This window comes from Streptomyces sp. NPDC059008, assembly GCF_042749045.1.
GTDB lineage: Bacteria > Actinomycetota > Actinomycetes > Streptomycetales > Streptomycetaceae > Streptomyces.
In genome coordinates this window covers 82,022-94,525 of record NZ_JBHYJC010000020.1, presented here as the reverse complement: position 1 = coordinate 94,525, position 12,504 = coordinate 82,022, and the positions used below count along the sequence as shown (strand labels likewise).

The following is a 12,504-nucleotide window of genomic DNA, read 5'->3' as shown; positions in this document are numbered from 1 at the left end:
CGCCCCACGGGAGAGTGTGAGGCCGGCACGACCCCACCATCGCCTCCCCTGAAGGGTTTTCCGTGACACGAGCGACCGCATCGCGACCGAGCGCCGCCCCCCAGACGCCCGCCCCGGCGTCCGTCCCCACGCCGGCCGGCTCCTTCGACGAGTTCCCGCTGGCACCGGCCCTCCTCACCGCGCTGCGCGCCCAGGGCGTCACCCAGCCGTTCCCCATCCAGGCCGCCACCCTCCCCGAGACCCTCGCCGGCCGCGACGTGCTCGGGCGCGGGCGGACCGGCTCGGGCAAGACCCTCGCCTTCGGGCTGGCGCTGCTCAGCCGCACGGCGGGCAAGCGCGCCGAGAGCAAGCGCCCCCTGGCGCTGGTCCTGGTGCCCACCCGCGAACTCGCCGGCCAGGTCACCGAGGCGCTCGCCCCGTACGCCGCGGCGCTGGGGCTGCGCACGGCCACGGTCGTCGGCGGCACCTCGATCAACCGGCAGGTCGAAGCGCTGCGCAAGGGCGCCGAGGTGCTGGTCGCCACGCCCGGCCGGCTCGCCGACCTGCTGGACCGGCGCGCCTGCAAGCTGGACCAGGTCGCCGTCACGGTCCTCGACGAGGCCGACCAGATGACCGACATGGGCTTTCTGCCGCAGGTCACCCGGCTGATGGAGAAGGTCGACCCGGACGGCCAGCGGATGCTGTTCTCCGCCACCTTGGACCGCAATGTCGACAAGCTCGTACGCCGCTTCCTGACCGACCCGGTCACCCACTCCGTGGACCCGTCGGCCGCGACCGTCACCACCATGGACCACCACGTCCTGTACGTGGAGGACGCCGACAAGCGCGCCACCGTCGCCGAGATCGCCGCCCGCGACGGACGCGTGATCATGTTCGTGCACACCAAGCGCGGGGCCGACCGGCTCACCAAGCACCTGCTCGCCCAGGGCGTGCGCGCCGCGGCGCTGCACGGCGGCAAGACCCAGCCGCAGCGCACCCGCACCCTGGAGCAGTTCCGCACCGGCCAGGCCGCCGCGCTGATCGCCACCAACGTCGCCGCACGCGGGATCCACATCGACGGCCTCGACCTCGTCGTCAACGTCGATCCGCCGACCGAGGCCAAGGACTACCTGCACCGCGGCGGCCGGACCGCGCGGGCCGGCGAGTCCGGCACCGTCGTCACCCTCGTCACGCCGGGGGAGCGTCGCGAGATGACCCGGCTGATGCGCCAGGCGAAGATCACCCCGGCCACCGCGAAGGTCCGGCCCGGAGACGCCGAGCTGGCACGGATCACCGGCGCGCGGACCCCGAGCGGCGTCCCGGTCCAGCTCGCCGCGCCGGCCCCGGCGCCCGGCTCGGGCGCCCGCGCCGGGGCGAGCGGTGCGGCCGGCGCAAGCGGTGGCGGTGGCCGCCGACGCCGCCCCCGCCGCAGCAGGCCCGCGCGCCGCACCGCCGGGACCCCGCGCGCCTGACCGGCCGCGCGGGCCGCACGAGGCAGCGCCCGGGGCGGGTGTTCAGGGCTTGACGGACACGTAATAGCGCCGGGCGCCCTCGTGCAGCCGCAGCGGATCGGTGAACACCGCCGTGCGCAGATCCACCTTCTGCGCGGCGTGCACCTCGCGCCCGATCCGGTCCCGGCTGTCGATGACGGTCCGGGTGATGCCCTGGGTCAGGGCGGCGTCCGCGCGGTCCAGGGTCACCAGCAGGTTCGCCACCGCGATCGTCTTCACCGCCTGCCCGTCCTGGACGAGCGGATAGGCGTCGGCGGGCATCACCGCCGCGCGGTAGTAGCGGGTGCGCTCGCCCTGCCGGTGCAGCCCCTCGGCCAGATCACCGAGCTGGACCAGCCGGACGGGGAACCGCTGGGCGAGCAGCTGCACCGCCGTCGTCGGCAGCCCGCCCGACCAGAAGAAGGCGTCCAGCCTGCCCTGCTCCAGCAGCTTCGGCATCCGGTCGATGCCGACCCGCACGGGCGTGATGTCCTTGTCGAAGTCCAGCCCCGCGGCCGTCAGCAGCCGCCGGGTGATCAGCTGTACGCCGGAACCGTCGGCGCCCACGCCCACCCGCAGCCGCCGCAGGTCCTTCGTCGAGCGCACCGCGGACTTCTTCGGCACCACCAGCTGTATGTAGTCGTCGTACAGCCGCGCACAGGCCCGCAGCCGGTCCGCGCCGGGCTCGCCCCGGCCGCGGTAGGTGGCGACCGCGTCCGCCGTCGCGATGGTGAACTGCGCGCGCCCGGCGACCAGCTGCCGCAGGTTGTCGATCGACCCCTCGCTGCGGGCCAGCCGGAGGTCCACCTCCGGCATGTCGTGGGCCAGGTCCTGCTTCAGCAGCTCCCCGTAGCGCGCGTACACCCCGGTCGGCACGCCCGTCGCCAGTGTCACCCGCCCGCCCGGGGTGGGCTCGCCGCCCGTCGACACCAGCCACCACAGCGCCGGCCCGAGGGCGACCAGCGCCGCGATCGCCGCCAGGAGAGTCCGGCGGCCGGTACGGGAGAGTGCGGTGAACATGGGCGGGATACTGCCAGCCGTGCGGCCTTATGGGGAGGGGCGGGCCGGTTTCCAAAAGGTCACCGCCGGTCGGGCCGGGCCTGCGGGCCGCCGAGGACCGGGGTACTCCCGGCACCGCCTACCCTTGTCGTATGACCAGCAGTGACCGGAGCCAGGCAGTGGACGTTCAGGAACCCAAGAGCTACGAAATCCGCACCTACGGGTGCCAGATGAACGTCCATGACTCCGAGCGGCTGTCCGGGCTGCTGGAGGAGGCCGGGTACGTACCGGCGCCCAAGGGCGGCGAGGGCGCCGACGTGGTCGTCTTCAACACCTGCGCGGTGCGGGAGAACGCCGACAACCGCCTCTACGGCAACCTCGGGCAGCTCGCCCCGAAGAAGGCCGCGCGCCCCGGTATGCAGATCGCCGTGGGCGGCTGCCTCGCCCAGAAGGACCGCGACACCATCGTCAAGAAGGCCCCCTGGGTCGATGTGGTCTTCGGCACCCACAACATCGGCAAGCTGCCGGTCCTGCTGGAGCGCGCCCGCGTCCAGGAGGAGGCGCAGGTCGAGATCGCCGAGTCGCTGGAGGCGTTCCCCTCGACCCTGCCCACCCGCCGCGAGAGCGCCTACGCGGCCTGGGTCTCCATCTCGGTCGGCTGCAACAACACCTGTACCTTCTGTATCGTCCCGGCGCTGCGCGGCAAGGAGAAGGACCGCCGGCCCGGCGACATCCTCGCCGAGGTCGAGGCCCTGGTCGCCGAGGGCGTCAGCGAGATCACCCTGCTCGGCCAGAACGTCAACGCCTACGGCTCCGACATCGGCGACCGCGAGGCCTTCAGCAAGCTGCTGCGCGCCTGCGGCTCCATCGAGGGCCTGGAGCGGGTCCGCTTCACCTCGCCGCACCCGCGCGACTTCACCGACGACGTGATCGCCGCCATGGCGGAGACGCCGAACGTCATGCCGCAGCTGCACATGCCGTTGCAGTCCGGCTCCGACCGCGTCCTGAAGGCCATGCGCCGCTCGTACCGCCAGGACCGCTTCCTCGGCATCATCGACAAGGTGCGCGCCGCGATGCCGGACGCCGCGATCTCGACGGACATCATCGTCGGCTTCCCGGGCGAGACCGACGAGGACTTCGAGCAGACCCTGCACACGGTCCGCGAGTCCCGCTTCGCGCAGGCCTTCACCTTCCAGTACTCCAAGCGCCCCGGGACCCCCGCGGCCGACATGGAAGGCCAGATCCCCAAGGCCGTCGTCCAGGAGCGCTACGAGCGCCTGGTCGCCCTCCAGGAGGAGATCTCCTGGGAGGAGAACAAGAAGCAGGTCGGGCGCACGCTGGAGGTCCTGGTCGCCGAGGGCGAGGGCCGCAAGGACGACGCCACGCACCGGCTGTCGGGCCGGGCGCCCGACAACCGCCTGGTGCACTTCACCCGCCCCGAGGAGCCGGTCCGGCCCGGCGACGTGGTGACCGTGGAGATCACCTACGCGGCGCCGCACCACCTCCTGGCGGAGGGGCCGACCAAGGCGGTCCGCCGCACCCGGGCCGGCGACGCCTGGGAGAAGCGCAACGCCGCGCCGGCCGAGAAGCCCAAGGGCGTGCTGCTGGGCCTGCCCACCATCGGGGCCCCGGCGCCGAGCCCCGCGCCCGCTGCCGGCTGCGGCTGCGACTGACCCGCCCGCCGGGAACGACCGGCCCCGGGGCGTTACGCTGCGTGGCATGCTCGTAGCCGCCGCCATCTGCCCCTGTCCGCCCCTGCTCGTCCCGGAGGTGGCGGCCGGCGCCGCACCCGAGCTGGACGCGCTGCGCGCCTCCTGCCTGGACGCGATCGGTGTGCTGGCGGCGGCCCGCCCGGACCGGCTGGTGGTCCTCGGCCCCGCGGAGGAGTCCGGCCGGGGCCCGCACCCGCAGGGCGCCGTCGGCTCCTTCCGCGGCTTCGGCGTGGACCTCCAGGTCTCCCTGGGAGCCGCCGAGCGCGCGCCCGAGGGGGAGCTCCCGCCGTCGCTGGCCGTCGCCGCCTGGCTGCTGTCCCGTACGGACTGGGACGACGCGCCCGTGGAGGGGCTGGGCGTGGGGGAGTCGCTGCCCCTCGAACGGTGTCTGTCGGCCGGCCGGGAGATCGCCGGCGCCGCGCCCCGGGTGGCGCTGCTGGTGATGGGCGACGGCAGCGCCTGCCGGACGGTGAAGGCGCCCGGCTACTTCGACGAGCGGGCCGAGGGCTTCGACGCCGCGGCGGGCCGCGCCCTGGGGGCCGCCGACCTCCCCGCGCTGACCGCGCTCGACACGGAGCTGGCCGCCGCCCTGCAGGCGTCGGGACGCTCCTGCTGGCAGGTCCTGGCGGGCGCCGCCGAGGGCGCGGGCCTGACCGGCCGCCTGCTGCGCGAGGAGGCCCCGTACGGCGTGGGTTACTTCGTCGCCACCTGGTCGTAGCCGACCACGCCCCCTCCGGGGCACGACAACGGCCGCGGGGTGGAGCCACCCCGCGGCCGTTGCGCCGTGCCCGCTCCGGGCGCGGTGGGGCTACTGCCGCGCGCCCTCGCCGGACTCCCGGTCCGCCGCGGCACGGGCCGACTGCTGCCGGGGGATCCCGGCGCTCTCGGCCGCCTTCTCGGCGCGGGGCTCGCTGTCCTCGTCGGTCTGGTGGCCGTCCTCGGGGACCGTCTCCCCGGTCGTGTCCCCGGTCGTGTCACCGGAAGCCTCCGGCGCCGCATCCTCGGCCGCATCCCCTGCCTCCGCCGTGGCCGCCGCGTCCTGCGGGGCTTCGCCGCCCCCCGTGGCCTTTGCGGCCTCCTCGGCGCCCTCGGTCCGGTCGGCCGGCGCGGCGCCGGTCCGCTCGGCGTCGTCGGTGTCCCCGGCGTCCTCGGCCCCCGTGGTGTCCTTGGCGTTCTCGGTGTTCTCGGCGTTCTCGGCGTCCGCCGAAGCGGCCGACTCCGCCGGCTCCTCCGCCTCGGCCGTCTCGGCCGTCACCACCGCAGCGGCAGCCTCCTCCGTCGATGCTTCGGACTTGCGGCGGCGAAACCGCGAAAACACGCCCATAACTGCTCCTACGCTCTTCATGTTGGGCGAAATCCCAGGCCGCCCGGAGCGGACCGTTGCACCGCCCACGGGCGCCGGTGCTGCACCGGCTCTCGGGACCTCGCAACAGGCAACGACCCTCATCGGTGGCCCGTCACGTCGCTCGTTCGAGATGGGGGCGTGATGTTTGCGAGACTGACGGGGTGAACACCGCTGTTCCCGCTCCGCGGGTCATCGCCGTCGTCGGCCCCACCGCGGCCGGAAAGTCCGATCTGGGCGTCGCGCTCGCACAACACGTGGGCGGCGAGGTCATCAACGCCGACTCCATGCAGCTCTACCGAGGCATGGACATCGGCACCGCCAAACTCACGCCCGAGGAGCAGCAGGGCGTACCGCACCGCCTCCTGGACATCTGGGACGTCACCCGCGCCGCCAGCGTCGCCGAGTACCAGCGGCTGGCCCGCGCCGAGATAGACCGGCTGCTCGCCGAGGGCCGCACCCCGGTCCTGGTCGGCGGCTCCGGCCTGTACGTCCGCGGCGCCATCGACGCCCTGGAGTTCCCCGGCACCGACCCGGAGGTGCGCGCCAGGCTGGAGGCCGAACTGGCCGAACGGGGCAGCGGCGCCCTGCACGCCCGACTGGCCGCCGCCGACCCCGAGGCCGGCCGCGCGATCCTGGCCAGCAACGGCCGCCGCATCGTGCGCGCGCTGGAGGTCATCGAGATCACCGGCCGTCCCTTCACGGCCAATCTCCCCGGCCACGACTCGGTCTACGACACCCTGCAGATCGGTGTCGACGTCGAGCGCCCCGAGCTGGACGAGCGGATCGCGCGGCGGGTCGACCGGATGTGGGAGGCGGGCCTGGTCGACGAGGTGCGCCGCCTGGAGGCCGAGGGGCTGCGCGAGGGTCTTACGGCGTCCCGGGCGCTGGGCTACCAGCAGGTGCTCGCCCAGCTGGCGGGGGAGTGCACCGAGCAGGAGGCGCGCGACGAGACGGTGCGCGCGACCAAGCGCTTCGCACGCCGCCAGGACTCGTGGTTCCGCCGGGACCCCCGGGTCCACTGGCTCAGCGGCGCTGCCGACCGTCGCGCGGAACTTCCCGGGCAGGCCCTGGCCTTGCTCGAACGACCGGTCACAGCCTGATCACGTCATGGCATCGGGACGCTCCGGCCGTCATCCGGGCCCCTGAGGGCGTGTCATCATCGACCTTCGATCGAGGCGTGCAGTCTGCAGTGGGGAGGGCGCGTGGCAATGGAGGCCGGCCCTCGCAACAGAGCACAGCAGTCGGACGACGACGCTGACACGGCACCGCTCGCCGACGACGGCCCGGACGCCCGGGACGCCCTGTCCGGCGCCGCCGACGTCGACGCCGGACCGCTCGGCGACCCGGACGCCCTGGACGACTCGGACGGCCCGGACGCCGGCGCCGACGGACCCGGCGAGGGCGGCGAGTCCTTCCGGGAACTGCGCCCGCCGCGCCGGCTGCGCCTGTGGCAGCTCGCACCGATCGTCGCTCTCGCCGCCGTCGGCTCGCTGATGTTCGCCTTCCCGCTCGCCTTCGAGTTCGGCGGTGACGGTGGCGCGGTGATCGCGATGCTCGGCCTGCTGCTGTGCTGCTGCGCCGCCGGCTGGGGCATGATGGCCGCCCGCCGCGTCGGTCACACCTGGCCCGGCCTCCCGGCGCGCGGCTCCGGCCGCCGCGCCAACTGGCGCGTGGTGCTCCTGTACGCCCTGGTGGTGGCCGTCCCCGCCTCGCTCGCCATCTGGCGCGTGGCCCGGCTGCGCTGACCGGCCGCTCACCGCGCGCGGTACCCGTCGGGGGGCGCCGGGCAGCCGAGCCGGCCCCCCGGACGCAGCTCTCCCGGCCCCCGTCAGGCCGTTCCCCCCGTCACCCCCGTACGATGCAGGAGTGACCAGCACCGAGCGCATCGCCTTCCTCAAGGGCCACGGCACCGAGAACGACTTCGTGATCGTCCCCGATCCGGACGGTCGCCTCGATCTGCCCGCGACCGCCGTCGCCCGGATCTGCGACCGGCGCGCCGGGCTCGGCGGTGACGGGGTGCTGCGCGTCGTGCGGTCCGCCGCGCACCCGGAGGCGCGTGCCCAGGCCGACGAGGCCGAGTGGTTCATGGACTACCGCAACGGCGACGGCTCGATCGCCGAGATGTGCGGCAACGGCACCCGGGTCTTCGCGCGCTATCTGCTGCACGCCGGCCTGGTGGAGGCCGGCGACCTCGCCATCGCCACCCGCGCCGGCGTACGCCGCGTGCACCTGGCCAAGACCGGCGACGTCACGGTCTCCATGGGCCGCGCCGAGCTCCCCGAGGAGGGCGTCGTCGTCACCCTCGGTGGCCGCAGCTGGCCGGCCCGCAACGTGAACATGGGCAATCCGCACGCCGTCGCGTTCGTCGAGGATCTGGCGCACGCCGGAGACCTGCTGTCCGTACCGCCGTTCAGCCCAGCGGCGGTTTATCCCGACGGCGTGAACATCGAGTTCGTCGTCGACCGCGGCCCGCGCCATGTGGCGATGCGGGTCCATGAGCGCGGCTCGGGCGAGACCCGCTCCTGTGGCACCGGCGCCTGCGCGGTCGCCGTCGCCACCGCCCGCAGGGACGGCCTGGACCCGGCACGGACCGGCACGCCCGTCACGTACACGGTCGACGTCCTCGGCGGCAGCCTGGTGATCACCGAGCTGCCCGACGGCACGGTCGAGATGACCGGACCGGCCGAGATCGTCGCCGAGGGCACCTTCGACCCCGCCTGGCTGGCCGCCGCGCTCGCCTGACGGACCGGGACGGATCCGGCCCGGCCCCCTCACCGCAACGGTTCCAGCCAAAAGATTCGCTCGAACGGGTGATCCGTATCACTCTGAGCGAGAGGTGGACAGCGCTGCGTGATGGGCTCGATAGCATCAAGCACCGGCCCGGGCGCCCGAACTGTCGCGTCCGGCCGCCGGTCGACGCTGCCGGAGGTGCCCATGAGCGCAGAGGCCACTAACCCTGGTAACGCTGGAGCAGCGGGCCGCAGGCGCGGCCGTCGCCGACTGGAACTCAGAGGGCTGCGCCGCATCGGCCGGGCCGCGCTCCTCGGCCCGGCACCGCGCGACGGCCTCCCGCACGCCCTCGAACACGTCGCCAAGGTGCATCGCGGCCATCACCCCGACGCCGACCTCGACACCCTCGCCAAGGCCTATCAGCTCGCCGAGTCCTCGCACCGCGGCCAGCTCCGCAAGAGCGGCGAGCCGTACATCACCCACCCGCTGGCGGTGACCCTGATCCTGGCCCAACTGGGCGCGGAGACCACGACGTTGACCGCCTCCTTGCTCCACGACACCGTCGAGGACACCGAGGTGACGCTCGATCAGGTGCGGGAACGGTTCGGCGCCGAGGTCAGCTACCTCGTCGACGGCGTCACCAAATTGGAGAAGGTCGACTACGGCGCGGCCGCCGAGCCGGAGACCTTCCGCAAGATGCTGGTGGCGACCGGCAACGACGTCCGGGTGATGTCCATCAAGCTCGCCGACCGGCTGCACAACATGCGCACCCTCGGGGTGATGCGGCCCGAGAAGCAGGCCCGGATCGCCAAGGTGACCCGCGACGTGCTGATCCCGCTCGCCGAACGCCTCGGCGTCCAGGCCCTCAAGGCCGAGCTGGAGGACCTGGTCTTCGCGATCCTGCACCCCGAGGAGTACTCCACCACCCGGGCCCTGGTCCGCGAGTACGCCACCCGTCCCGACCCGCTCGCCGCCATCGCTCAGCAGGTGCGCACGGTCCTGGCCGAAGCCGGCATCGACGCCGAAGTCCTCGTCCGGGCAAGGCACTTGGTCTCCGTGCACCGCGTGCGGCTGGCGCGCCACGAACTGACGGGCGCGGACCTGGGGCGGCTGCTGGTGCTCGTGGCGGAGGACGCGGACTGCTACGCCGTCCTGGGGGAGCTGCACACCTGCTTCACCCCGGTCGTCTCCGAGTTCAAGGACTTCATCGCGGCGCCCAAGTTCAACCTCTACCAGTCGCTGCACACCGCCGTCACCGGCCCGTCCGGGGAGATCGCCGAGGCGCTGATCCGCACCCACCAGATGCACCGGGTCGCCGAGGCCGGGGTGATCGCGCTGGGCAATCCGTACACCCCCACCGACGGCGCGGACACCCCCGAGGGCGAGCGCGCCGACCCGACCCGCCCCGGGTGGCTCTCCCGGCTGCTGGAGTGGCAGCGCACCACCCCCGACCCGGACACGTTCTGGACCTCGCTGCGCGACGACCTCGCCCAGGACCGGGAGATCACGGTCTTCTGCGCCGACGCCGACACGGGGCGCGCGGCGGGGGCGGCCGGGGCCGGCGGCGGCGCCATCGGCCTGCCCGCCGGGGCGAGTTGTGTGGACGCGGCGTACGAGCGGCACGGCGAGGCGGCGCACTGCTGTATCGGCGCCCGCGTCAACGGCCGGCTCGCCACGCTCGCCACCGTCCTGCACGACGGCGACAGCCTGCAGCTGCTGATGGCCCCGGACTCCGCGGCCGGCCCCTCGCCCGAATGGCTCGACCACGCCCGAACGCCCGCCGCCCGGCTGGCCATCGCCCGGTGGCTCGCCGGGGAACCGGGCGCCCGCCCGGCGGCCCCCGGTGAGGGGCCCGCAGCGGCGCCCCCCGCCGACCGCCCCGCCGTCGGCCCGGACCGCTCCGGGGCGGCCCAGGCCACTCCCGGCTCGGTCCTGGCGGTCGCGGACCTGCCCGGTGCCGCGGTCCGGCTGGCCGGCTGCTGCACCCCGGTACCGCCGGACACCGTCACCGGTTTCGCCGTACGCGGCGGCACGGTCACCGTCCACCGCGCCCTGTGCCCCGTGGTGGCCCGTATGGCGGCCACCGGCCGTCAGCCGGTCAAGGTGCGCTGGCGGGGCGCCGGCCAGGGCGGCCACGGCTGCCGGGTCACCCTGACGGCCGAGGCCTTCAGCCGGCCGCACCTCCTCGCCGACCTCACCGAAGCGATCGCCTCCCAGGGCGCCGCGGTGGTGTCGGCCGCCGTCGAACCCCCGCACGAGCAGCGGGTCCGCCATACGTACACGCTCCATCTGCCCAACGCCGCCGGCCTGCCGTCCCTGATGCGGGCGATGCGCCAAGTGCCCGGCGTCTTCGACGTGTTGCGGGCCGGCCGCACCCGCCAGGCCGCCGCCCTGCGCCCCTGAGCCTCCGTCACCCGCCCGCCGACCGGCCGCAGGGAGCGCGCCCAAGGGGCCGTCCGACCGGGCCAGGGTCGCAAAGGCCCTAAGACGGACGCACGATCCGCCGCCCGTTCGGGTGTCGTTTGCCGCCTCGCCCACGGCGGAGGCGGCCGCGTTGGTAGCCGTAGTTCATGTCCCTTGACTCGCGTCGACCGTCCGCCGACTCCGACCGCCCCCTGCCTGCTGCCCCGAGCGGCCGGATCCGCTGGACCGGCCGCCGGGCCACCGCCCTGGGGCTGGCCGCCGTCGCCACCCTCGGCGTGGCCGCGCCGCAGCCCGCAGGGCCGCAGGGCCTGGGCGACCGGCTCTTCCCCACGCTCGGCAACACCGGCTACGACGTCACGTCCTACGACGTCACCCTGGACTACTCGGGCCACAACAACCGGCCGCTGAAGGCCACCACCGAGATCACCGCCAAGGTCACCACCGAGCTCGACCACCTCAACCTCGACTTCGCCCGTGGCGCCGTGAGCGACGCGAAGATCGACGGGCAGCCCGCCCGGCACGAGCAGCACGGTGAGGACCTCGTGCTCACCCCGGCTGCCCACATGTCCCGGGGGAAGGAGGTGAAGATCGTCATCCAGCACACCAGCGACCCACGCGGCAAGAGCGACGGCGGCTGGATCCGCACCTCCGACGGGCTGGCGATGGCCAACCAGGCGGACGCCGCGCACCGCGTCTTCCCCTGCAACGACCACCCCTCCGACAAGGCGCTGTTCACCTTCCACATCACCGTGCCCCAGGAGCTGACCGCCGTCGCCAACGGGCTGCCGGTGGGCACGGGCAGCCGGGCGGCGCGGCGCACCTGGACCTATCGCACCGGCCACCCGATGGCCACCGAGCTGGCGCAGGTCTCCATCGGCAAGTCCAGCGTGCTGCTGCGGAACGGGCCGCACGGCCTGCCGATCCGCGACGTCGTACCGACCGTGGACCGGCACCAGCTGGAGAAGTGGCTGGCCAGGACCCCGGACCAGCTCTCCTGGATGGAGCGCAGACTCGGCCCCTACCCCTTCGAGGCGTACGGGGTGCTGATCGCCGACGCCAGGACCGGCTTCGAGCTGGAGACCCAGACCCTCTCGCTCTTCGAGAAGAGCCTGTTCACGAACCCGCAGCTGCCCGCGTGGTACGTCGAGTCCGTGATGGTGCACGAGCTGGCCCACCAGTGGTTCGGCAACAGCGTCAGCCCCCGGCGCTGGTCCGACGTCTGGCTCAACGAGGCCCACGCCACCTGGTACGAGGCCCTCTACGCCCAGGAGAAGGGCGGCCGGATCTCCCTGGACAGCCGTATGCGCAGCGCCTACGAGCAGTCCAACGGCTGGCGCGCCGAGGGCGGGCCGCCCGCCGCGCCCAAGGCCCCCAGCCCCGGCGAGAAGATCAGCCTCTTCCGCCCGGTGGTCTACGACGGCAGCGCACTGGTCCTGTACGCCCTGCGGCACAAGATCGGCGCCGCCGCCTTCGACCGCCTCGAACGCGAGTGGGTGACCCAGCACCGCGACGGCGTGGCGGACTCCGCCGACTTCATCGCGCTGGCGTCCAAGGTCTCCGGAAAGAACCTCGCAAGCTTCTTCAAGGGGTGGCTCTACGGCGAGCGGACGCCTCCGATGCCCGGCCACCAGGAGTGGCGGCCGGGGAAGGTGACCGGGAACGCCGGAAAGCCCGCAAGGCCCGCAAGGCCCGGAAAACCCGCGTGACGGCCCTCCCGGGCCCGTGCGACCATCTTCGGGTCGACGACGACCGGCCCGGGAATCTCCGGGACGCGTCGTACGTTGACACCAGCGACAGTCCCGGTGGGACCGGCCGGTCCCCTTGA

10 protein-coding genes are annotated in these 12,504 nt (G+C 74.0%); 8 read left to right on the top strand and 2 right to left on the bottom strand.

The window, feature by feature from the left end:
• Positions 1-62: 62 nt before the first annotated feature.
• Positions 63-1,451, top strand: coding sequence for a DEAD/DEAH box helicase (locus ACFWZH_RS23370; RefSeq protein WP_384434397.1), 1,389 nt, complete (start codon positions 63-65; stop codon positions 1,449-1,451).
• A gap of 42 nt (positions 1,452-1,493) precedes the next feature.
• Here ACFWZH_RS23370 and ACFWZH_RS23365 read toward each other — a convergent pair whose 3' ends face one another.
• Positions 1,494-2,489 (bottom strand): TAXI family TRAP transporter solute-binding subunit, encoded by a 996-nt coding sequence (locus tag ACFWZH_RS23365; RefSeq protein ID WP_384434394.1) that lies wholly within the window; start codon positions 2,487-2,489, stop codon positions 1,494-1,496.
• A 131-nt stretch (positions 2,490-2,620) separates the two neighbouring features.
• Here ACFWZH_RS23365 and miaB point away from each other — a divergent pair, with 131 nt between their 5' ends.
• The gene (gene miaB, locus ACFWZH_RS23360) at positions 2,621-4,141 is read left to right on the top strand and encodes a tRNA (N6-isopentenyl adenosine(37)-C2)-methylthiotransferase MiaB (protein ID WP_384434391.1); all 1,521 of its coding nucleotides are present in this window, start codon (positions 2,621-2,623) and stop codon (positions 4,139-4,141) included.
• A gap of 46 nt (positions 4,142-4,187) precedes the next feature.
• Complete coding sequence (locus ACFWZH_RS23355; protein ID WP_384434388.1) at positions 4,188-4,898, top strand: class III extradiol dioxygenase subunit B-like domain-containing protein; 711 nt, start codon at positions 4,188-4,190, stop codon at positions 4,896-4,898.
• Positions 4,899-4,988: 90 nt separating this feature from the next.
• Here ACFWZH_RS23355 and ACFWZH_RS23350 read toward each other — a convergent pair whose 3' ends face one another.
• The gene (locus tag ACFWZH_RS23350; protein ID WP_384434385.1) at positions 4,989-5,504 is read right to left on the bottom strand and encodes a hypothetical protein; all 516 of its coding nucleotides are present in this window, start codon (positions 5,502-5,504) and stop codon (positions 4,989-4,991) included.
• A gap of 182 nt (positions 5,505-5,686) precedes the next feature.
• Here ACFWZH_RS23350 and miaA point away from each other — a divergent pair, with 182 nt between their 5' ends.
• The 5 genes from miaA to ACFWZH_RS23325 all read left to right on the top strand — a co-directional run bounded on the left by miaA (position 5,687) and on the right by ACFWZH_RS23325 (position 12,385).
• Positions 5,687-6,625 (top strand): tRNA (adenosine(37)-N6)-dimethylallyltransferase MiaA, encoded by a 939-nt coding sequence (gene miaA / locus ACFWZH_RS23345; RefSeq protein ID WP_384434382.1) that lies wholly within the window; start codon positions 5,687-5,689, stop codon positions 6,623-6,625.
• Between the two features lie 108 nt (positions 6,626-6,733).
• Positions 6,734-7,270, top strand: coding sequence for a hypothetical protein (locus ACFWZH_RS23340; protein ID WP_384434507.1), 537 nt, complete (start codon positions 6,734-6,736; stop codon positions 7,268-7,270).
• Between the two features lie 121 nt (positions 7,271-7,391).
• Complete coding sequence (dapF, locus tag ACFWZH_RS23335; RefSeq protein WP_384434379.1) at positions 7,392-8,267, top strand: diaminopimelate epimerase; 876 nt, start codon at positions 7,392-7,394, stop codon at positions 8,265-8,267.
• A 192-nt stretch (positions 8,268-8,459) separates the two neighbouring features.
• Positions 8,460-10,658 carry a RelA/SpoT family protein gene (locus tag ACFWZH_RS23330; protein ID WP_384434376.1) on the top strand — a complete coding sequence of 733 codons (2,199 nt, stop codon included), beginning with the start codon at positions 8,460-8,462 and terminating at the stop codon, positions 10,656-10,658.
• 167 nt (positions 10,659-10,825) lie between these two features.
• Positions 10,826-12,385 carry a M1 family metallopeptidase gene (locus tag ACFWZH_RS23325; protein ID WP_384434373.1) on the top strand — a complete coding sequence of 520 codons (1,560 nt, stop codon included), beginning with the start codon at positions 10,826-10,828 and terminating at the stop codon, positions 12,383-12,385.
• The last annotated feature ends 119 nt before the right edge of the window (positions 12,386-12,504 follow it).